We start from the raw sequence: 21,862 nt of genomic DNA, 5'->3' as shown, positions 1-21,862 counted from the left end.
TGCTCGAGGTGTACCTGAACACGACAGTCAACGAACGGGAATACAACATGAATGCATCGAGTCGGGTCGTCGTCGGAGTCGACGGATCTGCCACATCGCTCGACGCGGTCCTTTGGGCAACGCGCGAGGCGATACGACGCCACGCCCCGCTCGAGTTGGTCACGTCGTCACTGTTCGCACCGGGAACCTACGGCGATGCCATCAGCCTCCGGATCGGCGCGTTCGCAGATCCGGACGTCGAGGCCAAGCGGGTCCTGACCGCTGCGGTCGACGTTGCACACAAGACCGCGGCAGGCAATTCGCTGATTCTCGACACTCGTCTCGAACATGGCTCGGCTGCACGCAATCTGACGCACTTCGACGTCGCCCCTGCCTTGATCGTCGTCGGTTCGAGAGGCCTCGGTGAGTTCACCGGTGGATTGGTCGGGTCGGTCAGTACCGCCGTCGTGTCACACGCCAAGTGCCCTGTTGCAGTGATCAAGTCGAACACGGTCAGCGACGGGCCGGTGGTCGTGGGTGTGGATTGCACGTCCAACAGCCAGCCGGCCATCGGATTCGCGTTGCGCGAGGCGTCGATGCGAGGTGTCGACCTCGTTGCCGTACACGCGTGGAGCGACCTCGAGCTCGGGAGCGTGCTGACCCGCGACGAAGAAGGTCCGTGGGCCGATTCCGAACTGGCAGAGAAGACTTCGCTGGCCGAGAGCCTGGCCGGATGGTCGGAGGACTACCCCGACGTCACCATCCGCCGGGTAGTGGTTCAGGACAGACCCGTTCGCGAACTGGTCCGCGCCTCCGAGAGCGCGCAGCTGATCGTGGTCGGTAGCCGCGGCCGGGGCGGCTTCGCCTCGATGCTGCTCGGATCGACGTCCCGCGCAGTGCTGCATTCGGTCGATGTTCCCGTCGTTGTCGTACCCACGAACCGATGACCGCGTCCACCACCGAGACCACCTACAGCTCCGATGAACTCGACGCCGATCTGCGCTACTGGGCTGCCGCGAACTACCTGACGGTCGGCCAGATCTATCTGCAGGACAATGTATTGCTACGGCAACCACTGAGGGTGGAACACATCAAGCCCCGACTGCTCGGGCACTGGGGCACCAGCCCCGGTCTGTCGATGATCTACACGCTGCTCAATCGCCTCATCTGCCGAACCGGTTCGGATTGGCTGTATGTCACCGGTCCCGGTCATGGTGGCCCGGCGTTGGTCGCGAACACCTATCTCGAAGGCACGTACAGCGAAATCTATCCCGACATCTCGCTCGACAGCGACGGTGTGCGTCGTCTGTGTCGCCAATTCTCCACTCCCGGTGGCATTCCGAGCCATGTGAGCGTGCAGAACCCCGGCAGTATCCACGAGGGTGGCGAGCTGGGGTATGCCCTGATCCACGCAGCGGGCGCGGCATTCGACAACCCCGATCTGGTGGTCGCCTGTGTCGTCGGCGACGGAGAGGCCGAAACCGGTCCGCTGTCGGGTTCGTGGAAGATCCCGGCGTTCCTGAATCCGGTTCGTGACGGCGCAGTGCTGCCCATTCTGCATCTCAACGACGCCAAGATCTCCGGCCCGACAGTGCTCGGGCGCAGCACCGATCAAGCGATTGCCGACTACCTCGGCGGTCAGGGTTGGGCACCGATCTTCGTCGAGGGCGACGATCCGCGAGAGGTGTTCCCGGCCTTGCAGTTCGCTCTCACCCGCGCCCACGACGATATTCGGAGAATCCAGCGTGCGGCCCGCGGCGGCGAGTCGCACCACGGAAGTGCATGGCCTGCAATCGTCTTGCGCACCCCGAAGGGCTGGACCGGGCCACACGAGGTGGACGGCAAGCTGATCGAGGGAACGCACTGGGCCCACCAGGTCCCGCTGTCCGGCGTCCGCGAGAATCCGTCGCATCTGGCGCAGCTCGAGCAGTGGTTGCTCTCCTACGATCCGAGATCCCTCTTCGACGACAACGGCGTACCCGCGGCGCACATCCGTGAACTCACTCCGACGGGAGACAAGAGGCTCGGGGCCACTCCCCACGCCAACGGCGGTGTGCTGTTGCAGCCCTTGGTCATTCGCGAGCTCGAGAACTACGCTCTTACGATCGACTCCCCGGGACGCGTCTCACACGAGACGACCACCGTACTCGGGGAGATGATGCGGGATATCTACCTCGACAACGCACGACCCGACGGCGGTGGCACTTTCCGCCTGTTCTGCCCCGACGAGACCGCCAGCAACCGTCTGCAGGCCGTGTTCGAGGCCACCGACCGATGCTGGCAGCTGCCGACCACCGAGTTCGACGACAATCTGGCCGCCGACGGTCGCGTCATGGAGGTGCTCAGCGAGCATCTGTGTGAGGGCTGGCTCGAGGCGTACCTGTTGTCGGGCCGACACGGATTGTTCGCGAGCTACGAGGCTTTCGCGATGGTGAGCGTGTCGATGCTGATCCAGCACACCAAGTGGCTGCAGCATGCGGCCACTCTGGCCTGGCGAGCACCCGTCGCCTCGTTGAACGTGCTGCTCACCAGCACGTGCTGGCGCAACGACCACAACGGGTTCAGTCATCAGGGGCCCGGACTGATCGACGCGGTGATTCCTCTGGCACCGGATGTGGTGCGCGTGTGGCTGCCACCGGACTCCAATACTCTTCTCGCCGTTGCCGACCACTGCTTTCGGAGCCGCGGACACGTCAACGTGCTGGTGGTCGACAAACAGAGCCATCCCCAGTATCTGACGCTCACTGAGGCTCGCGCACACGCAGCAGCCGGTGCCTCGCGGTGGGACTGGGCCGGTACCGAGAACACCGCTACTCCGCGCGATCCTGAGATCGTGCTGGCCTGCGCCGGCGACGTTCCGACCGAGGAGACTCTCGCTGCAGCGGACCTGTTGCGTAACTGGACTCCCGAGTTGCAGGTGCGCGTGGTCAACGTCATCGACCTGATGGCGCTACTACCCGTCGCCGATCATCCACACGGGTTCTCGGAGGATCAGTTCGCCGATCTGTTCACCGACTCGGTCGATGTCGTCTTCGCTTTCCACGGCTACCCCCGGGCGGTGCACCAGCTGCTGCACGGCCGTCCGAACGCGCAGAGATTCCACGTCCGCAGCTTCATCGAACAAGGTACCACGACAACACCGTTCGACATGGTGGTGCTCAACAAGATCAGTCGCTACCACCTGGCGATCGAAGCACTCGACCGAGCACACACGGTGCCGGCCGGTGCCGAGGAACTGCGGCAGCACTGCCGGGACCAACTGACCCGGCACGACGCCTACATCCGGAAACACTTCGAGGATCTACCCGAGATTCGCGAATGGCGGTGGTCGTGACGGATCGGTTGCTATCCGCGAGCGATGATCAGCGGACAGTCGACGCGGTGGGCCAGTGACCGAACGGTGGATCCGAGCAGCTGGCCACTGAAACCGGTGCGTCCGCTCGAACCGACCACCACGGCCTCTGCGCGCACCGCCGCGCCCAGGATGCGTTCGACGACGTCGCCGCGCAGCACTGTCTGCTTCACCACCACGTCGGGATACAGCTCGCTCCACCCGGACAGGTTCTCGGCCAACACGGTTCGGCCGGTGGACACAATTGCCTCGGACTTGTCCGACGTCGACGCGTCGGGTGACGAGACGAGTCGGTCCGTCGACACGTGGACTGCAACAAGGCCAGTGCCCCGAAGCGAGGCCTCCTCGAAGGCCAGCCGGACGGCCTCCTGGTTGTGCGCCGAGGCGTCGACTCCGAGGACGACCGGTCCCCGTGCCGAATGTAATTCCACGCTGCGCGGCACGATGACTACCGGACAGCGCGCCTGCACAGCCACCGCCGTGCTCACAGAGCCGAGCAGCTCGGCGAAGTACTCGCCGTTGCCGCGTGAGCCGACCACCATCATCGACGCGGTGGCGGACTCTTCGATCAGCGCCTGAACAGTCGGTCCGACAATCGGTTCGATCATGATCGTCAGCGCGTCGGGTTTCTCGACCGACCGCCGCGCGACGAGGGATGCCGACGTCAGAATCGAATCAGCACGTGCATTCTCCTCGGAGCCGAGGTGCGACGGGAGTGCGACGAAACTGGTGTAGAGGGCCCTGATTTGGTACGCGGACACCAGCTTCAACGGTGCTCCGCGTAATTCGGCTTCGCGTGCGGCCCAGCCGACCGCGTCGAGTGACGAACCGGATCCGTCGACGCCGACGACGATCGCCTTCGAGTTCACGGTACTCATGCGTGCGGCACAACGAGGACGGGGCATTCGGCGTGCCGCAAGACTTTCGTCAACGTGCTTCCCGGCACGCGATCGCGCTCGTGCCCCACCACCAGCAGCTGTGCAGTGTCGGACACCGCGATCAGTTCCGAACCCGCATCGGCCTCGGCGTAGACCGACGCGACCCGCACCGAAGGATAATCGGCGCTGAAGGGTTCCAACCGGACGTCCATTGCCGACTCGGGGTGCAGATGGTCGACCGGACCGCCGATGGCGCTGGCCAGAATGGTCGAGACAGTCTGGGTGTGCACGGCCAACACGCTGGCCCCGCGCATCGACGCTTCGTGGAATGCCTGCGCCACAACGAGGTCCGATGCCGAAACCTTCGCGTCTCCCAGAGCGGCGACGACCGCGCCGTCGCGCTCGGAATCGAAGGTGTGCACGATCGCCACGGGGTTCGGTGAGCATTCGACCACCGTGCGCACCATGGATCCGAGAACCCGTGCAGCGATCGAATTCTCGGTCTTGGCACCCAATACGATCAGGCACGCAGACGCTGCTTCGGACAGCATCACCGTTTCCGGGACACCCTGTAGAACAACAGCTTCCACGATGACGGTCGGGTCGCTCGCCCTCGCTATGATCGCGGCCTGGTCCAAGACGGTTCGCGCATAGTCACCGTCCACGTCGGGTGCTCCGTATACCGTTTCACGCTGAATCTGGGGTTCGATCACATGTACCAGTCGCAGTGATGTTCCTCGGCCTCGCGCCTCACGCACTGCGAAGCGCACTGCATCGAGCGCGGCCGTCGATCCGTCGATTCCGACCAGAACGGGTCCGGTGGTGTGTGAGATGTTCATCGGGTTCCTCTCGGTGGTGCGACGCAGGATCAGCACCGTCACCGAAAACGCTACGAGCTCATCGCCACTCGCGGTAACGGCCGGAGGTCATCGAAAGAGGTGACCAACGACTGGAGCCGTCAGGGCAGTGGTACCGCCCACGTAACATCGGTGCCGCTGCCGGAGGCACCGGGGCAAACGGTCATGGTCCCGCCGCACTCGGCCGCACGGGCCCCCAGGTTGGACAACCCACTGGTGGTGGTGTTGTCGGGCATACCGACCCCGTTGTCGGACACCACGATTTCGAGCTCGTTCCCCACCGACAGAGTAACGGTCACAGTGTCGCCCTGGGCGTGATGAACGACGTTGCTGACAGTCTCGCGGACAACGGCAACGGCATGATCGGCGAGTTTGGTGTCGACGACCGACAGTGGTCCGAACATCCGCACGACGGCACGGATATCGACGTTCTCGGTGAGTTCGAGTACCGCGCTGTTGATACGTTGCCGCAACCGTGTTGCGGAGTGGGATGTGCTCTGCAGGTCGAAAATGGTCGTCCTGATGTCCTGCACCGTGTCCTGCAGGTCGTCGATCGTTCTGGACAGACGCTGCCGTAGGTCCGGGGACTCGGTGCGCTGCAAAGTGCTCTGCAGCGCCAATCCTGCAGCGAAGATCCTCTGAATCACGTGATCGTGCAGGTCACGGGCAATACGATCCCGGTCGGACAACACGTCGAGTTGATGCATTCGCCGGCTGGCGTCCGCGATCTGCATCACCAGCGCGGCCTGGTTGGCGAAGTTCGAGACCAGTTCGAGTTGGGTCTCGACGAACGGTCCCCGGCCCTCTGTGCGAAGTACCACCAGGACTCCACTGACGCCCTCCGCCACGCGGAAAGGTGAAATCATTGCGGGTCCGAAAGCAGAGCCCAGTTCCTTGACCCCGTAGTCGAGTCGCTCCTTCCGCAACGCTGTTCGACGCCGAAAGGCTACTCCCGAGCTCGAGCCCTCGATCGGAACGACTGCCCCGATCATTCGATCGGCCCCGAGTCCCTCGCTGACCGTGACGACGAGTTGCGTGACATCCCCGAAGGCTTGGTCTGCGTCCTCGGGTACCGCGATGAACGCCGCATCGGACCCGGTCAGGTGCAACGACTTACGCGCCACCATCTGCAGCACTTCGTCGATGTCCGTCCCGGAAAGGAGCTCGGTGCCGATGTCCCGCGTTGCCTCCATCCACGCCTGACGCACCCGCGAGTCCTCGTACAGCCTCGAGTTGTCGATGGCGATGCCGGCGGCGGACGCCAACGCCTTGGTGACGACTTCGTCGTCCTCGGTGAACTGCTTGCCGCCCTTCTTCTCGGTGAGATAGAGATTGCCGAAGATCTCGTCGCGAACCCGAATCGGCACTCCGAGAAAGGTTTTCATCGGGGGATGGTTGGGCGGGAAACCCACCGATTCCGGGTGCGATGTCAGATCGTCCAGACGTAGCACTTTCGGTTGGTCGATCAACAGTCCGAGTACCCCGCGGCCGGTGGGGAGCGGGCCGATGGCCACCCGGGTGTCCTCGTCCATGCCGTAGTTGATGAACGCACTCAATCCGTGGCCTTCTCCGCGCACGCCGAGCGCACCGTACTGGGCGTCGACGAGCTTGACGGCCGATTCCACGATCGAACGCAGCGTCACCTCCAAATCGAGTCCCGAGGTGATGACGAGCATCGCGTCGAGCAGACCGTCGGCTTGAATCCTCGCATCGGCGATGCGACCGATACGATCCTGCACCTCGGCAAGCAGCTCCCCGAGCCGGAGTTGCGGTAGCGAAGACCGGGTTTCCCCGTGCTGGTCATCCATCCCGGGACCCCGGTTTCCGGTGGGCAGGCGGATCGCCGTCGGCGAGCTTCGACGCATACACCGCAGCTTGGGTGCGGCGTTCCATCCCGAGCTTGGCGAGCAGCCGAGACACGTAGTTCTTCACCGTCTTCTCCGCCAGGAACATCCTGGCCGCGATCTGTCTGTTGGTCAGGCCCTCTCCCAGCAGATCCAGCAGGGTGCGCTCCTGGGGCGTGAGGTGATCGATAGGGCCCGATGACGCCGTCCCGGCTCGCAATTTGTCCATCAACGCCGCGGCTGCACGGTTGTCGAGCAGCGACCGGCCGGAACCGACGTCCTTGATCGCTCGGGTCAGTTCCATGCCGGTGATGTCCTTGACGACATAGCCGCTCGCGCCCGCGAGTATCGCGTCGAGCATGGCCTGGTCCTCGGTGAACGAGGTCAGCATCATGGTCTTGAGGTTCGGCAGTCGATCGAGAAGCTCACGGCACAGTTCGATGCCGTTGCCGTCGGGTAGCCGCACGTCGAGCACCGCGACGTCGGGCTGCAGGGCCGGAATTCGGGCCAGCGCCTGCGCGCAACTGCCTGCCTCGCCGATGACCTCGAGATCGGGATCGGAGTCGATGAGGTCGATCAGACCGCGCCGCACGATTTCGTGATCGTCCACCAAGAACACCGTGACCACGTCGACACCCCTCTACCTGCGTCCATGTCGAACGCCTCGATTTCTGAGCCTACGGGGGACGGGCGGCGGTGGTCCGACCTTTCGTCACCGAAACAGAGGACCAAAGTCCTCGGTCCAGGTGTTGTTGTCCTGCCGCGCCCGAGGCTGTGCGCGGCGTCTGATGGATGTTCGACACCACGACCGAGGAGGAAATCGATGGGTCCACTTCCGACCATCGTCGGGGTCGACGGTTCGGCGGCGGCTCTGGACGCGGTGCGTTGGGCCGCTCTCGACGCACGATTGCACCTGTCCGATCTCCTTGTCGTCTCAGCGATGTCGCTGCCCAAGGTCTTGACCGGGTTGGGCGTCCTTCCCGATACCGTGGTGCACCAGGCCAGATCGGAAACCGACCGAATTCTCAGCGAGGCCCGGGAGACTGCGACTCGTGGGACGGCGACAGTCACCGTCGATACCGTCTCGTCCGAAGCCTCTGCGGTGTCCACATTGCTCGAACTGTCCGAGACAGCTCGCATGGTGGTCATTGCCACGCGGGGGCTCAGTGGCACCGAGCAGCGGTCACTCGGCTCGATCGGGTTCGCCGTCACCACTCATGCTCGCTGCCCGGTCACCGTGGTGCGTGGCTGGACCGACGGCAGTATCGACCACGCGAGCCAACCGGTGGTCGTGGGCGTGGACGGCACCAAGGCGAGCGCTGCCGCAATGACGTCGGCGTTCGAGGAGGCGGATGTTCGATCGGCACCACTGACTGCGGTGCACTCCTGGTCGGACACGGATCTGTCGATCGGCTTCCCGATTCGAGGAATGGAGTGGCCGGACAACCGACGCGCGGCTGCAGATCACTTGGCGCGGCTGCTCGAACCGCACACTCGACTCCATCCGACGGTGTCGGTGCGGTCCGTGGTGGTCAAGGACAAACCGGTGCAGGCACTTCTCGATCACGCCCAAGGTGCTCAGCTGGTGGTGATCGGTAGTCACGGACGCGGCGGCTACGCGGAGATGATGCTCGGCTCGACCAGCCGGTCGGTGCTGACGCGAGCGCACTGCCCGGTCACCGTCGTGCCGTCGCCCGGTCGCCTCGCCGCTGTCACCCACCGGCCCATCATGTGACTGTCCCCGACCGGACAATGCCGTTCGTCGACCTACGAGGGTCCTAATGCCCTACGACGGCCGAGCCGAGCCGAGCACGCTGTGTCCATGAGCCGACCGGACACCGCCGCCTACGCCATCGAAGTACGCGCACTGAGCAAGAGCTACGGCGGGAAGCTCGTCATCGAAGACCTGTCGTTCGTCGTCGAACCCGGCACCGTCACAGGCTTTCTCGGCCCCAACGGATCGGGTAAGTCCACCACGATGCGATTGATCGTCGGATTGGATCGCCCCAGCGCGGGCACCGCACTGATCGGGGGCGTCGAGTACGCGCAGCTGCACCGCCCACTACTCACGGTCGGCACCTTGCTGGATTCCGAGGCCGTCCACCCGGGCCGGACCGCATACGACCACTTGTTGTATCTGGCTCAGACTCAACGTATCCCGGTCACACGCATCATCGACGTACTGGAGCTGGTCGGTCTATGCGACGTCAGTGGCGAACGTGCCGGGTCGTTCTCGCTCGGCATGAGAAAACGACTCGGAATCGCCGCGGCCCTGCTCGGCGACCCCGCTGTGCTGATCTTGGACGAGCCGATCAACGGGTTGGATCCGGACGGCATCTACTGGATGCGCAACCTCATGAAGAACCTGGCGGGAGAAGGGCGAACGGTCTTCGTCTCCAGCCATCTGATGGGTGAGATGGCCCAGACCGCAGACCATCTCGTCGTCATCGATCACGGCAAGCTCATTGCCGAATGCACTCCCGCCGAGCTGATTGCCCGCAGCAGTCGGGCCTCGGTGCTGGTGTCGTCGTCCGATTCTGCGCGGCTGGCAACAGCCATCGAGGCAACCGGGGGTACCGCCGTTGCCCTCGACGACGATCGACTCACCGTCAGTGATCTCTCGGCGCATCGAGTGGGGGAACTCGCCCAGCAGCAGAACATCGCGATCTATCAGCTGACCCCGCAACAGGCATCGCTGGAGGAAGCGTTCATGACCCTCACCCACCTCGACGACATCGAGCACGACCGACATCTCGTCACTCACTCACTCACGCGGACAGGCGACACCATGAGCATCACCGCACCGGCTCCCCTCGAGCGCGAGCGTCTGCGCATGGATGTTCCAGGACTGCTGGCGTCGGAGTGGACAAAGCTCAGATCACTCAGATCGACGGTCTGGTCTCTCGTGGCGCTCGTGGTCGTGACCCTCGGCTTCACCGGACTGTTCACCTGGTTCACAGTTGCGTACTGGGACAGGGTCGATCCCGTCTCGCAGTCGCAGATCGTTGCCGACCCTGCACGTCAGATTCTCGGCGCGGGGTTTCAGCTCGGGCAGCTGGCGGTGTGCGTTCTCGGCGTTCTGGTGGTCACCAGTGAGTACGCGAGCGGCACGATCAGAGCCAGCCTGCTGGCGGTTCCCGCACGAATCCCTGTGTTGGCAGCCAAGACCGGCGTGTTCATGGCCGTTGTACTCGTGATCGGTGAGATCACGGCCTTTCCAACATTCTTCCTCGGCTCGGCCATCATGGATTCGCGGGCCTCGGTGTCGCTGACCGATCCGGGTGTGCTGCGAGCGGTGATCGGTGCCGGCTTGTACCTCGCGTTGCTCGGTGCCATGGCGGTGGCCGTCGGTGCCATCGTTCGTCACACCGCGGGTGCCATCACCGGCGTCATCGGATTCGTCCTCGTACTGGCCCCGCTGACACAGCTGATCCCCGGCACTGTCGGCCGACACATTCAGGCGTACCTACCCTCGCAGGCCGGCAGCCTGATCGCCTCACCTCGGCAAGCCCCCAGCGACTTGCTCACTCCTTGGCAGGGATTCGGAGTCGCCGCGCTGTGGACCGTCCTGCTGCTCGCACTCGCGGCCTATCTCCTGCGCCGACGCGATGCGTGAGTCCGGGGCGGAGATCGCCGAGTCTGCCGGTGGCGCAATCCTGATCGCGTTCCATGTCCTGGCCTCGGTGCCCCTGCGCAAGTGGCGCACGACGTGGGGCGCGACGCCGGCCGAGGTCGACGAAACACTGCCCGGTGACGAGAGCGTGCCGCACCCGGCCTGGGGATACACCCATGCGATCGAGATCGACACGACACCGGATCATGTGTGGCCATGGCTGATTCAGCTCGGTCAGCAGCGGGCGGGCTTCTACAGCTATCGAGGCTTGGAGAACATGGTCGGCTGCAACATCACGTCGGCGACGGGAATCGACCCTGGGTTCCAGACCCTCGCGGTCGGCGACTCCGTGCTCCTGCATCCGCAGTCACCACCGCTGACGGTGACCATGGTCGACGACGGGAGGGCGTTCGTGTTGTTGGGCGCAGACCCCGACTCGGCCGACCGGGCACTGTGGTCGTTTCATCTGCGCGCCCTGCCAGGGGGAAGGGCGCGACTGATCGAACGCGGAAGATACTCGCATTCGACGTCACTGAAGAGCCGCGTCATCTTCGGTCGCTACTTCATCGAACCCATCGGGTTCGTCATGAGCAGAAAGATGTTGCGGACCATCGCGGCAAATGCGGCTGCGGCGCAACAGATCTAGCCTCGTGGCAACATCGTGTCCAGGCTCCCTGTCGTGAGTAGGAGACGACCCGCAATCCCCTTGCTCTGTGCCGAGCGGTGTTGCACGTGTCATGACGGGCCCTTCTCGGTGGGAACCGTCGGGGCAGCCGACCGTGCGTCGGGCGAGAAATGCTCGCTCGGCCGAACACCTTCGGCGATCGGTGTGGGTCATAAGTCCCTGTTGTCCGATGCTCCGGCCCGGCAGAGTCATCGTCAGTGATGTTCACGCGCAACCGACAGGATCGATCGGCATGACACTCTCCCTCACCCTCGCTCTGGCGGTCACGGCATTGTGTTTCGGGTTGCTGCGGTCCGGTTTTCGGACTCCAGCGTGGGCGAGGCCCCACACCGCGGCCGGGCCCGACACGTTGGAGGAGTTGTTCGCCGCGCGGTACGCACGTGGCGAGATCGACTTCGCTCAGTACCGCGCATCCGTGAATCTCTTGGCAGCTCAACTTCATTACCGGCCAAACGCCGAGCCCAGAAAGAGAAAGAAGAAGACATCATGCGCATCCTGATCGCGACGGCAAGCCGTCATGGTTCCACCCGTGAACTCGGGCAGTGGCTGGGTTCGTCGATTTCGGCGAGGCTGGCGAATTCCGCGGTACCGGCGACGGTCGATGTCCGTGATGCCGCCGATGTGGACAGCATCGCCGAGTACGACGCCGTCGTCATCGGAAGCGGCGTCTACATGGGGCGTTGGCTCCGCGATGCCCGATCACTGGTTGCCCGTGAACAATCCGAGCTCGAGACCAGGCCGGTGTGGTTGTTCTCCAGCGGGCCGATCGGGAGTGATACACCCGCAGCGACAAGATCGAAATGGAACGAGGCGTCCTGGGCGATCGAGCACAAGGTGTTCGGCGGCAAGCTGGACCGATCGATGTTGTCGAGATTCGAGCGCGCAGTGGTGAAGATGATCAATGCCGACAACGGGGACGACAGATCACGGGCGGAGGTCGACGAGTGGGCCGGTGCCATCTGCGCAGCCGTGGTCGCCCGGACCTCGAGCCCCCGATGACGGCTACAAGGCCGATCAGGGTGCCTGCGGAGGAAACCATCCGCGGGCATCACGCAGGGTCCGTCGCGCCACTTCCGCTGTCGGCGTTCCTGATTGCGCGGCCAACCGATGCAGTTCGGCCCGGCCTTCCACCGCGCTGCGCCCGCCCGCGATGAGCACGCCGATCGCCTGATTCACCTCGCTCACCGAAGCGAGAGCATGGGTACCGGACTCGGTCGATCCCGACCCGTCGGCACCGCGCAGGTGTCTGTCCAGAACTGCGGACTCGACGCCGAGCCCTATCGACCGGCTCACGTCTGCGGCGAAGTCCGTGAGAGCGCCTGCGGTGCCGGACAGAATGAGCAGGTACTTCCGTGTACCGGTGCGGTGCGGGTCAGCGAGGGTGACTCTGAGCGACGACGCGGGCATGCGGTCGGCGCTGCCTCCCGTCGACGCCGACACCTCGAAGTATTCGCCGTCGACGATCACGGTGAGGGTTACCGAGACGACGGCCGGCACGGCCGCATCGATGTCCGACAACAGCCGGTCGACCGACTGTGCGAGGTCGACCGTGGAGCAGTCGAGTGCCGTGGTCAAGCGCGCCAGATCGGCGAGCGGACGAGTGTGTAGTTCCATAGAGGATCCCCGGGCGGCCCGACCGCCTGTTCGGTTCTTTCAGGTCCTGCCACGGTGGTACTCCACCGTCCGGTTCGAGTGTGAGGCCCGAGTCGGACTCCCAGCCTCGGATTCACCCGCAACCTCGACGCTACGCGCTTGCGCTCACCCGATCCAGGTGTGCCGGTGACGCGGCCGTGCAGCATTCCTCGACTCCGCCACCATCGCTTGTGCGACCACAGCGGTCCTCTTTTGCTCGGTCCGACCGATGGACCGCAGTGTGTCGTACCCTTCCGCGTCGCTGCACCCGGTTCTACTGATCAGTATGCCGATGGCCTGATCGATCGCAGCCCGACTACCCAACGCCTTCTCGAGCTGCTCGGTCAGCTGTACGGCATTGTCCAGCGCGCGCGCATTCTGCACCTGAATCGCTGCATTCATCACTGCTCGATTCCTTGTGAGCACACGCGCTGGTCCAGCGCGTGTCTGCCCACAAGGAACCTTACGGCGAATCGAGCCGAAGGGGAACACTCATCGAGATCGGAGAGCCCCTCAGAACTCCAAGACCTGACGAGCGGTGACGCGTCCGGCCATCAGGTCGTCGAAGCAGTCGTTGACCTCGTCGAGTTTGCGCGAGACCGCCGATACCGTCGTTCGTCCGGCCTCGTGCAGTGCGAACACTTCACGCAGATCTGTCCTGGTGCCGACGATCGAGCCGAGTACGGAGATTCCGCCGACCACCGTCTCGAAGATCGGGATCGGGAACACGCCGTGCGCCGGCATCGACACGCACACCAGACGTCCTCCGCGGCGTAGCGACCGGAAGGCCTGATCGAACACACTCGGGATGACGGCCAGGACGATCGCGACATCGGCTCCACCGAGCGCCTGAATTGCCTCCACCGGATCGGTCGTCACCGAGTTGACGGTGTGGTCTGCGCCGAGTTCTCGTGCGAGGTCGAGTTTTTCGTCCTCGATATCGACCGCGGTGACGAAGCCGCCGGCGATCTTGGCGTACTGCACCGCCATATGACCGAGCCCGCCGACACCGAAGATGGCCACGCGCTGCGCCGGGGTGACGCCACCGACCTTGACAGCCTTGTACGTGGTCACGCCGGCACAGGTCAGTGGGGCAGCGTCGAACGAGGAGATCCCGTCGGGAACATGGACGACATACTTCGCATGGGCGACAGCGTATTCGGCGTACGCACCGTCGATCGAGTAGCCGCTGTTCTGTTGCGTCTCGCACAGCGTCTCCCAACCCGAGACACAGTGATCGCATTCGCCACATGCCGAACCGAGCCACGCGATGGCGACTCGCTCACCGATTCTGTCCTTCGACACCTGCGACCCGACCGCCTCGATCACTCCGATGCCCTCGTGCCCGGGGACGAAGGGCAAGGTCGGCTTGGCCGGCCAATCCCCCTGCGCAGCATGGATATCGGTGTGACACACACCGCACGTCTCCATCTTCACCAGCACCTGTTCGGGCGCGGGCTGCGGTATCGGGATGTCCTTGACTATTAGGGGCCCGCCGAACTCGGTGACAACAGCTGCTTTCATCGTGAACTTCCTCCAACATCAGAAACCGGTGCCGTTCTCGACCGTCGAGCAATGCACACCGTCGATGATCGGCGCTGCGGCGGCGGGCACGTAGGGCCGGAAGTCATCGACCGGTCGGGACGTCTCCCGAGGTGCGCGTGGGGAGGCAAAAGGCACAGCAGTCATGGACTTTCGTCCCTGGTGACTCTGGCGATCAGGGGCCACACTAGGCACCATGGACACTTCTGCACCCTCCGATTCGAAGACTTGCGAACGATGAACCTGTGGAGAAGACATCCGGGCGTTCGAACCGGTGATGCACTGACCACGGGTGAGCGTGCGGCGGATTACGTCCGAAACGGAATGGGCTCCTGGCCGTTCGTATTCCTGTTCCTGGGCGTGATGGCGCTGTGGGCCGCGTACAACCAGAACGACGGGTTCGATCCGTACCCTTTCATCCTGCTCAACCTGTTCCTGTCGATGATCGCAGGACTGCAGGGCGCCATTCTGCTGATCTCGGCCAAGCGCGCGGACTCGGTGAGCAGTGAGGTTGCCGTACATACACTTTCGAATACCGCACTGCTGCAGGACATGATCGAAGCGAATACCGTCTTGACCGAATCGGTGGCACAATTGGCGGCAGAGATTCACGAGCACGTCTGCCCGTCCGCTCGGCGTGTCGGTGCAGGCACGTTCACGAAGGTCACGAGCCCGGTGTCCCAGCCGTGAGACAGGCAAGGATCTCTCGGGCCCAATTGCACACATGAACCCAGTCCCGGAAGTCTCCGGCAACCGCGCCGGAGTTGTCGAAGATCTGACGTTCGCCCACCGAGAGCCGTTCCGCGTCGAGCCGACAGGGAAATGTTCGATGCGAGGATGCATCCAACATCGATACCGCGCGTGCGGCGTCGGCGGTGTCGTTGACCGGTCGGTCGCTCGAATGCAATGGCCCGCAGGAGAACAGCCACACGGGTGGGTGCGCAGACCCGGAGACCCGCTCGACGAGCCGCTTGGCGGTGGGGACCCACCGATCGGAATAGACGGCACTTCCGATGACCAGGGCGTCGTAGCCACTGATATCGACGACGGAATCCGGAGCGCAGACGTCGACCTCGGCTCCCCCGTGCCGGAACACACGGGCCATCTCCTGCCCGAGCGAGTTCGTCGCTCCGTGCCGTCCGGCGGTCGAGACCAGGATTCTCATGCGATGCGACGTGCGAGGCGGTTCGTGTACGCCGTGATCCGCCACCCTCGGAGGGCGACGAGAACTCCCAGTACGCCGAACATGCCCTGCAGCCAACTCGTTTCGCCGATCACAAGCGGTTGGACCACTATCCAGGCAGCGAGCAGTACGCCCGCCGTGTGGGCGATGGGGCCGGTCTTGCCGCCACCCGCCAGAGCCGACGCCGCCGCCAGTCCCATCGGCACTCCGACGACCAGAACCAACGCGAGGCCGGCGAGCGCCGTATTCGACAGCGGTAGGCGTGCGTGCGCCTCGGTGCTCAGATCGATGGCGCCCGAGGCCAAACCGATCGCGCCACCGAAAGCGTTGATGGAAATTCCGGCGCACACTGCGCCCAGCCACGGCCATCGTCGGTCTTTCGTGGTGAGCGCTCGCGTAGTCGACATCATGAGCTCAGCGTGGCTGCCGAACAATCCGGGAGCTAGGGCACAAGGTCCGCCGCCACGAGGACTTCTCTCCACTTCGTGACTGAACCGTCCACCGCCCCCGCCGTATCGGGACCTTGTGCCCTTACTTACGAGTGCACGGCGTCGGAGACTCGTAATCGACGCCGAACACACGGCGGTGAGGGGTAGGTGACCGCATGCTCGCAGAACTCGCGCACCGGTGGTGGCGTCGAACTCCTTGGTGTTCCAATCCGCTGATGCGACTGCCCGACAGGATCGAACGAACGGCCTACGTCGTCGGTGTCGCGGTCCTTCTGTTGCTGATACCCGTCGCCGCGACGATCGGTTCGGTGACCTACAGCGACCTGTCGACGCGGTCACGTCAGCAACGGGCACACTACGTTCAGGTCGACGCCCGAGTGATCGACACCGCGCAGTCCACGAGTACCGGCAGCGACAGCACCACGCTCGCCACCGGTGTCGCAACGGTGCAATGGAGTGCACCGGACGGGTCGATTCGCTCGGAATCGACCGAGGTTCCCTCGGACGTCCACATCGGTGAGACCACTCCGATTTGGTGCGACGCGAACGGAACCCTCGCGCGTGCGCCCGTCAGCGAAGTCGGTGCCGTCATCAACGGGGCCTCCACAGCCGTGTTCGTGTGGGTTCTCGGCGCGGTCTTGGTCGGATTCCTGGTCTATCTCACCACCGTGGCCGGTGATCGAGTTCGCATGCGGCGTTGGGACAGCGACTGGAAAGACTTCCTGCAGGCGCGAAACCACCCCTCGCGGTAGAGCCGTCGAGCATCCACCGTTCGAGGAGACAATGACATGAGCGATCTCGACACCGAATATCGGTCCGCCCGCATCGACTACGAGCGCAAACTCATGCGCAGCCCTCTGACGGCGCAGCTGCGTGTTGTCGAGCAGCTGATGAGACTGATGATGGCCGAGCAAGGCGTGCTGCACCCTCGTGATCTCGTTGCGTCGGCGCTGCCGCCGAACATGCACCCGACGCTGAACTCTGCCTGACGTCGGCGGCGTCGTATGACCTTCGAGACGCTCGCCCTGTGTGCCGCGGTGGGTTTGTTCGGCCCACTTCTGGCGCTTCCGCGTGGGCTTCGGATACCGGTCGTCATCGGAGAACTCGTCGCTGGAATTGTCATCGGTCACACAGGCTTCGGCGTCATCGATCCGAGTGAGCAGACACTGAGTTTTCTGGCGCAGGTCGGGTTTGCGCTCGTGATGTTCGTGGCGGGCAATCAGGTACCGATTCGCGATCCTCGACTGCGGGTCGGCCTCCGGGTGGGCGCTGCGCGGGCTGTGGCCGTCGGGCTGCTGGCTACCGCACTCGGCTGGGCCGTCTCCACTGCGTTCGATCCACCGCACCCCGGTCTCTACGCGGCGTTGATGGCATCGTCCTCGGCCGCGGTCATCATGCCCATAGTCGAATCCAGCAAGACGGCCACATCCGGCGACACTTCGACCTCACCGGACTGCGTCGCCGAATCCACCATGTATCTGCCCAGCGTAAGTTCGCTCTCGAATTGCGACTCAACCTGGTTCTGCTGTTCGGCCTCGCGGCCCTCGCGGTCCACACTCATGCGTCGGTGATGCTGGCCGGCTTCGGCTTCGGACTGGCCATCGCTGCGATCGGAGAACCGCGACGTCTGGCGAAACAGCTGTTCGCCATCACCGAAGGTTTCCTGGGTCCGCCGTACTTCGTCTGGCTCGGCGCGTCACTCGACCTGCGTGCACTGGGTGGCCACCCGAGCATGATCGTGCTGGGGCTCGTGTTGGGTCTGGGTGCAATCGCGGTGCACGGTGCGATGCGCGCGACAGGCCAGCCCGTCGGGCTTGGGATACTCGCGGCCGCCCAACTGGGCGTTCCGGTTTCGGCCGTGACTCTCGGGGAGCAGAGCAGCGTGCTGGCACCCGGTGAAGGCCCCGCCATCGTGCTCGGCGCACTGGTGACCATCGCGGCGGCGGCCGTCATATCTCGGTCTGCTGCTCGTCGTCCTGCCTGAGCGGTGGGCCAGAACTGCGCGGCTCAACGGCGGGTCTTCGGCGCCGCAAGGCATTTGGTTGTTTCGAGTCTCCAGGGATGGGGAATAAGCGTTGTGGAACGATCGGCACGACGCGAAACGGATCACGACGATGACGGATGACCAGGTCTGGCGCCTCAAGGGTGCGTGCATCGAAGACATGGATGCATACGACTCGCAACAACTTCCTCGGCACGGACGCAAACGCGCAGAGAAGGCATGGCGGCTGTGCGCCGACTGCCCGGTGTTGCGGAACTGCGCCGAGCAGACGGCTCGCGATATCGAGTCGGGTCGAATTCCGGTCGGCGTGGTCGTCGCCGGCGCGGCGTATCACGACAATGCCAGCAACGGTCGGCGAACGGATGCCTACCGCACCCTCGAACTTCTGATCGGGAGACCTCTGGCCAACCCGGCTGCCTGATAACGAGGCGGTTACGGAACGCTACGCCACCGGTAACGGCTACGGCACGGTCTGTCGCTTTCACCGCGTGTCTTTCTGTCTCTGACCTGCATGGACGTCAGGTGCGCAACAATGACTGCATGAGCACAGCGCACGTGACGAGGATCGAGGGCCCGCTCGATCTCCAGGACGCGTTGGCGCGTCGCGCGCCTATCGAACAGGCAAAGGGAATCCTGATGGCGGTGCACCGCATCACTGCCGACGAGGCGTTCGCTTTGTTGGTCGAAAGGTCGCAACGTGCCAATCGCAAAGTGCACGACATCGCTCTGGATTTCGTGCACGAGATGTCCGAGTTGCCCTGACCGACAAGTCGACCCCGCACGCTGTGTTTTCAACGTACGGGGTCTGAGCAATGTGGCAGTCCGGACTACTTCATCACCTGTTGTGCCGTATGCCCTGCCGTGGCTGCCCGAAACATCCAGTACGCACACCGCCGACTCGATGGTTCAGAAGCGCGCGAGAATTGCACGGGCGCAACGGACTACGGTGGCGCGGTCGTACGACATCACATAGTCGAATTCACGATCCGCATCGGCTTCGCCCCGGTGTAGGTCGATGGCAGCGAGCACTCCGCAGAAATGCGGGCCGAGAACTACAACGTTCCATTCCTCGACGAGTGAGTCCGTCGGGTCGAGCGGGGCGTGCACGATGCCGCCCTCTTGCACGTAGCCCATCCCCACGCCGTAGACGCCGGCATACGAGATCTGCTCCGCCATCGACACCCACCGCGCACGGCTGGTCGGTGTGAAATGCTCGGCCCGCTGAAAGGTGCCGAGTACCAATGTTTCCGGGCCCGACGCCGATGCCTGCATCTCCAGGGACGTGCTCATGGCCACCAACAGACGCTTGGTGCTCCGCGTCGCGACCTTGCCTGCGGCGGCAATTGCGTACGGCGACTCCAGCGCGGTGGCGGGGGTGCTCCAGGTGGGGAACGGCGGCATGATCTCCGCGGCGTCGGCCGGCAACTCTTCGGTCGTCTGAGCAGCCGGGTACAGCTCGCCCACTCCGTAGGTGGCACCGAGACCGAGTGCCCGGCTGCGGTGCACAGCGGTGTCGACTCCGCTGGCCACGACCACGGCACCGGTTCGCTCCACCTGAGCCGACACCGCGTGCGCCGTACGGGCGGTGGCCAGATCGGGCCGGGTGGAGACCATGGAGGAAGACAGAATGATGACATCGGGTTCGATGAGCGGCAGCAGCGTCAGGGACTGCGGTCGGCGACCGACGTCGTCGACGGCAACCACTTTTCCGTCGCGACGTGCCTTGTCGATCGCGGCCAGTGTGCGCGCCGGGCTGTCCACGAGTGCCGCCTCGGTGACGACGACGATGTCGCGACGCAACTGTTCTTCGGTGGCTTCGTCGAGTGCTGCAAGCGAGTCGACATCCATCGAGACCAGCATCGGCAGCCGAACGGCGCTTTCCAGCCGGGCCACTCCCCACGCGAGAACATCGAGTTCACGCTTGGCGTCCATGGCGCGAGCAGCGCGCTTCAGTGCATCGGCGGAGGCGAGTGGCCCATCCTTCGGGCCGCGCAGTTGTACTTCGATTGCCGCCAGCGCACCGTTGTCCAGTCGACAGACCGGGGCGAAATACGGCTGCACCGTCAACTCTCCCGTGTCCGTGTCGACTGTTGAACCTACTTCGGCCAGCGCGAACGTCACACCACAGTTTGACATGGAAAAACCACCCCCGTCACCCAGGGGTTGCTATCTGTTTCAAACCTCTTCGGGTCGTCTTTTCTCGCTGACGCCAGCTTGAACGACTCAGGTGTCGCCGAAGCAATACGGCGCGTCTCGTTTCGGTAACGAACCATAACGGTTCGATAACGCCGCAGATGGGTGTTCGACGCGCCCACCATGCCGACTCCCCCAGGAAAAACGGGCCGAAAACCCATGAAGCGCATACCTTCCGAGGTGCCGACCGAAATCAATACCAAGACTTACAACAAACATACCGACCGGATTGTGACTTGTCACTGTCTTGCAAAAGAACATATCCGACATCCATTTCGTCGTCCTAATGTTCGTTTCGGCTGCCGGAGCACCGGTGCCACCGGATGCCCGTCTGGGAGCCGGAAGCTGCTCGGACTTGGAGGATCGATGACGCTCAACCTGCCGTCCCGTACCCGAACGTTCACCACTGTCGCTGCTGCAGTCGCGATTGCCGGGGCCACCCTCGGTGCCGGAAGTGCCGCTGCCGCCACCATCTCACCGGCGAATACCGCCTTCACCGCACCCGGCACGATCGTCGTCACCACACCGGCCTCGTTCGGGGTACCCGTCAGCTGCTCGATCACCCTGTCCGGATCCACCAGCGCGGACGGCTCGTCGGCGTCGATCACCGACGCGAAGATCAGCGGATCGAACCGCCTCTGCGGCCTGCCGCAGCTGAAGAACCTGCCGTGGACCCTCACTCCCACCAGCTCCACCACCGGTGAGGTCTCGAACGTCGGCTTCTCGCTTCTGGGCTACAACTGCGGGCCCGCAACGCTCGCAGGTTCGTTCGACAACATGACCAACACTCTGACGTCGAGCAACCAACCGATGTCGGGCAACTGCACGGTGAACAGCCTGTCGGTGCAGCCGAACCCGGCATTCACCTTGTCCTGATCGCCAATCCCTTTCCAGCACAACAACAATATTCAGGAGAGCACGTGAAGATCCGTAACAAAGCCGTCGTCACCGCGACGGCCTTGGCGTCGAGTGTCGCTCTGGCGACCTTGGTCGCCGGCCCGGCCAACGCTGCCGACACCCTTCCCATCACGTTCCAGGCCGACACCACGACCTTGATCGCCAAGACCGGCCAGCCGGTGGTCTTCCCGACCACCGCTCTGTCCACCGACGTCGACCTCGTCGGCGGAACGGTGACCGGCACTCTTGCCTTGCCGCAGGCGTCGGCCGATCTCAAGCTCGGCCCGGCGACGCTCGCCAACTTCACCATCTCGATCGTCGACGCCACTCCGGTCTCCGGCACCATTGCAGCCGGCGGTCCCGCCGAGGCACCGCAACTGGAGCTGAATGTCGCGCAGAGTTTCAAGATTCGCATCGACTCCGTCAAGCCCCTCGGCATCGGCGGCACCGGATCGTCCGGGTCGGCGGCACTCGACCTGATTCCCCCGGGCAGCAACTGTGTCACCAGCGAGACCACCGCCAATCTGACCGGTGCCCTCGACGCGATCGATCTGATTCAGAACAACGAGGCCGACACCCATGTGAAGGGCACGTACACGATTCCGCAGTTCCAGAACTGCGGCACGTACACCTCGTTGCTCAACGGTCTCATCGCCGGCCCCAACAACACCCTCGACGTGCACCTGACCAACCCGGTCTTCGACGTCGGAACGCAGCAGGCCATCGCGTCCAAGGTTGCTCTGTAGCAACATCTTT

General features: G+C 64.1%; 25 protein-coding genes and 1 pseudogene. 15 read left to right on the top strand and 11 right to left on the bottom strand.

From position 1 onward, the window contains the following. Nucleotides 1-47 precede the first annotated feature (47 nt). Both RFA01S_RS07935 and RFA01S_RS07930 read left to right on the top strand, forming a co-directional pair. Nucleotides 48-926: a universal stress protein gene (locus RFA01S_RS07935; RefSeq protein ID WP_032406262.1), complete on the top strand. Its 879-nt coding sequence runs from the start codon at nucleotides 48-50 to the stop codon at nucleotides 924-926. Further along, a complete protein-coding gene (locus RFA01S_RS07930; RefSeq protein ID WP_032406166.1) occupies nucleotides 923-3,313 on the top strand; it encodes a phosphoketolase family protein in 2,391 nt (796 codons plus the stop codon). The genes RFA01S_RS07935 and RFA01S_RS07930 overlap by 4 nt, the downstream gene beginning before the upstream one ends. An 11-nt stretch (nucleotides 3,314-3,324) precedes the next feature. Here RFA01S_RS07930 and RFA01S_RS07925 read toward each other — a convergent pair whose 3' ends face one another. The 4 genes from RFA01S_RS07925 to RFA01S_RS07910 form a co-directional block, all read right to left on the bottom strand. Then, nucleotides 3,325-4,209, bottom strand: coding sequence for a universal stress protein (locus RFA01S_RS07925; RefSeq protein ID WP_032406165.1), 885 nt, complete (start codon nucleotides 4,207-4,209; stop codon nucleotides 3,325-3,327). Continuing rightward, on the bottom strand, nucleotides 4,206-5,048 hold the full coding sequence (locus RFA01S_RS07920; protein ID WP_139278416.1) for a universal stress protein: 843 nt from the start codon (nucleotides 5,046-5,048) through the stop codon (nucleotides 4,206-4,208). Before RFA01S_RS07920 ends, RFA01S_RS07925 begins: the two co-directional genes overlap by 4 nt. 119 nt (nucleotides 5,049-5,167) lie before the next feature. Next, a complete protein-coding gene (locus RFA01S_RS07915; protein ID WP_081371303.1) occupies nucleotides 5,168-6,874 on the bottom strand; it encodes a GAF domain-containing sensor histidine kinase in 1,707 nt (568 codons plus the stop codon). Further along, entirely contained in the window at nucleotides 6,867-7,538 is a 672-nt protein-coding gene (locus RFA01S_RS07910) for a response regulator (RefSeq protein WP_027495581.1), read from the bottom strand. The genes RFA01S_RS07915 and RFA01S_RS07910 overlap by 8 nt, the downstream gene beginning before the upstream one ends. A 195-nt stretch (nucleotides 7,539-7,733) precedes the next feature. Here RFA01S_RS07910 and RFA01S_RS07905 point away from each other — a divergent pair, with 195 nt between their 5' ends. From RFA01S_RS07905 to RFA01S_RS07885, 5 genes are all read left to right on the top strand, one after another. Next, nucleotides 7,734-8,645 (top strand): universal stress protein, encoded by a 912-nt coding sequence (locus tag RFA01S_RS07905; protein WP_032406163.1) that lies wholly within the window; start codon nucleotides 7,734-7,736, stop codon nucleotides 8,643-8,645. A gap of 87 nt (nucleotides 8,646-8,732) precedes the next feature. Further along, nucleotides 8,733-10,526 carry an ATP-binding cassette domain-containing protein gene (locus RFA01S_RS07900; protein WP_072692049.1) on the top strand — a complete coding sequence of 598 codons (1,794 nt, stop codon included), beginning with the start codon at nucleotides 8,733-8,735 and terminating at the stop codon, nucleotides 10,524-10,526. Beyond that, complete coding sequence (locus tag RFA01S_RS07895; RefSeq protein ID WP_052060423.1) at nucleotides 10,519-11,169, top strand: hypothetical protein; 651 nt, start codon at nucleotides 10,519-10,521, stop codon at nucleotides 11,167-11,169. The genes RFA01S_RS07900 and RFA01S_RS07895 overlap by 8 nt, the downstream gene beginning before the upstream one ends. 271 nt (nucleotides 11,170-11,440) lie before the next feature. Beyond that, nucleotides 11,441-11,707 carry an SHOCT domain-containing protein gene (locus RFA01S_RS07890; protein ID WP_139278415.1) on the top strand — a complete coding sequence of 89 codons (267 nt, stop codon included), beginning with the start codon at nucleotides 11,441-11,443 and terminating at the stop codon, nucleotides 11,705-11,707. Next, complete coding sequence (locus RFA01S_RS07885; protein ID WP_032366918.1) at nucleotides 11,695-12,207, top strand: flavodoxin domain-containing protein; 513 nt, start codon at nucleotides 11,695-11,697, stop codon at nucleotides 12,205-12,207. The genes RFA01S_RS07890 and RFA01S_RS07885 overlap by 13 nt, the downstream gene beginning before the upstream one ends. A gap of 15 nt (nucleotides 12,208-12,222) precedes the next feature. On the opposite strand, the gene RFA01S_RS07880 is transcribed toward RFA01S_RS07885, so the two are convergent. The 4 genes from RFA01S_RS07880 to RFA01S_RS27695 all read right to left on the bottom strand — a co-directional run bounded on the left by RFA01S_RS07880 (nucleotide 12,223) and on the right by RFA01S_RS27695 (nucleotide 14,529). Beyond that, on the bottom strand, nucleotides 12,223-12,822 hold the full coding sequence (locus RFA01S_RS07880) for a hypothetical protein (protein WP_032366919.1): 600 nt from the start codon (nucleotides 12,820-12,822) through the stop codon (nucleotides 12,223-12,225). A gap of 144 nt (nucleotides 12,823-12,966) precedes the next feature. Continuing rightward, nucleotides 12,967-13,242, bottom strand: a complete 276-nt coding sequence (locus RFA01S_RS07875; protein ID WP_027495574.1) for an ANTAR domain-containing protein — start codon at nucleotides 13,240-13,242, stop codon at nucleotides 12,967-12,969. Nucleotides 13,243-13,353: 111 nt separating this feature from the next. Beyond that, nucleotides 13,354-14,364 (bottom strand): alcohol dehydrogenase AdhP, encoded by a 1,011-nt coding sequence (adhP, locus tag RFA01S_RS07870; protein ID WP_032406162.1) that lies wholly within the window; start codon nucleotides 14,362-14,364, stop codon nucleotides 13,354-13,356. An 18-nt stretch (nucleotides 14,365-14,382) separates the two neighbouring features. After that, on the bottom strand, nucleotides 14,383-14,529 hold the full coding sequence (locus RFA01S_RS27695) for a hypothetical protein (protein WP_155290474.1): 147 nt from the start codon (nucleotides 14,527-14,529) through the stop codon (nucleotides 14,383-14,385). Nucleotides 14,530-14,619: 90 nt separating this feature from the next. On the opposite strand from RFA01S_RS27695, the gene RFA01S_RS07865 reads away from it, so the two are divergent. After that, nucleotides 14,620-15,072: a DUF1003 domain-containing protein gene (locus tag RFA01S_RS07865; RefSeq protein ID WP_027495572.1), complete on the top strand. Its 453-nt coding sequence runs from the start codon at nucleotides 14,620-14,622 to the stop codon at nucleotides 15,070-15,072. On the opposite strand, the gene RFA01S_RS27690 is transcribed toward RFA01S_RS07865, so the two are convergent. Beyond that, nucleotides 15,047-15,547, bottom strand: a complete 501-nt coding sequence (locus RFA01S_RS27690; protein WP_032406161.1) for a flavodoxin domain-containing protein — start codon at nucleotides 15,545-15,547, stop codon at nucleotides 15,047-15,049. The genes RFA01S_RS07865 and RFA01S_RS27690 overlap by 26 nt on opposite strands. Continuing rightward, a complete protein-coding gene (locus tag RFA01S_RS27685; RefSeq protein WP_032371842.1) occupies nucleotides 15,544-15,975 on the bottom strand; it encodes a hypothetical protein in 432 nt (143 codons plus the stop codon). Before RFA01S_RS27685 ends, RFA01S_RS27690 begins: the two co-directional genes overlap by 4 nt. Before the next feature lie 194 nt (nucleotides 15,976-16,169). Here RFA01S_RS27685 and RFA01S_RS07850 point away from each other — a divergent pair, with 194 nt between their 5' ends. The 5 genes and pseudogenes from RFA01S_RS07850 (at nucleotide 16,170) to RFA01S_RS28115 (ending at nucleotide 18,778) form a co-directional block, all read left to right on the top strand. Then, nucleotides 16,170-16,766: an Rv1733c family protein gene (locus tag RFA01S_RS07850; protein ID WP_032371841.1), complete on the top strand. Its 597-nt coding sequence runs from the start codon at nucleotides 16,170-16,172 to the stop codon at nucleotides 16,764-16,766. 36 nt (nucleotides 16,767-16,802) lie between these two features. Then, nucleotides 16,803-17,003, top strand: a complete 201-nt coding sequence (locus RFA01S_RS07845; protein ID WP_032371840.1) for a hypothetical protein — start codon at nucleotides 16,803-16,805, stop codon at nucleotides 17,001-17,003. Nucleotides 17,004-17,018: 15 nt separating this feature from the next. Beyond that, nucleotides 17,019-17,998: pseudogene (locus tag RFA01S_RS28625) on the top strand (cation:proton antiporter). Nucleotides 17,999-18,128: 130 nt separating this feature from the next. After that, nucleotides 18,129-18,437 carry a WhiB family transcriptional regulator gene (locus tag RFA01S_RS28120; protein ID WP_135043299.1) on the top strand — a complete coding sequence of 103 codons (309 nt, stop codon included), beginning with the start codon at nucleotides 18,129-18,131 and terminating at the stop codon, nucleotides 18,435-18,437. Between the two features lie 119 nt (nucleotides 18,438-18,556). After that, nucleotides 18,557-18,778, top strand: a complete 222-nt coding sequence (locus tag RFA01S_RS28115; protein ID WP_032406160.1) for an ANTAR domain-containing protein — start codon at nucleotides 18,557-18,559, stop codon at nucleotides 18,776-18,778. Nucleotides 18,779-18,922: 144 nt separating this feature from the next. Here the strand turns inward: RFA01S_RS28115 and RFA01S_RS07825 are convergent, their stop codons facing one another. Continuing rightward, on the bottom strand, nucleotides 18,923-20,152 hold the full coding sequence (locus tag RFA01S_RS07825; protein ID WP_081371299.1) for an EAL domain-containing protein: 1,230 nt from the start codon (nucleotides 20,150-20,152) through the stop codon (nucleotides 18,923-18,925). 423 nt (nucleotides 20,153-20,575) lie between these two features. On the opposite strand from RFA01S_RS07825, the gene praA reads away from it, so the two are divergent. Together praA and RFA01S_RS07815 are read left to right on the top strand one after the other, a co-directional pair. Beyond that, entirely contained in the window at nucleotides 20,576-21,085 is a 510-nt protein-coding gene (gene praA / locus RFA01S_RS07820; protein ID WP_032366927.1) for an alkane oxidation protein activator PraA, read from the top strand. 44 nt (nucleotides 21,086-21,129) lie between these two features. After that, the gene (locus RFA01S_RS07815; protein WP_032406158.1) at nucleotides 21,130-21,852 is read left to right on the top strand and encodes a hypothetical protein; all 723 of its coding nucleotides are present in this window, start codon (nucleotides 21,130-21,132) and stop codon (nucleotides 21,850-21,852) included. Nucleotides 21,853-21,862 lie beyond the last annotated feature (10 nt).

The organism is Rhodococcoides fascians NBRC 12155 = LMG 3623 (assembly GCF_001894785.1).
In the GTDB taxonomy this organism is placed as follows: domain Bacteria; phylum Actinomycetota; class Actinomycetes; order Mycobacteriales; family Mycobacteriaceae; genus Rhodococcoides; species Rhodococcoides fascians.
Note: the sequence above shows the minus strand (reverse complement) of the source record. Positions and strands in the feature narration are given on the sequence as shown.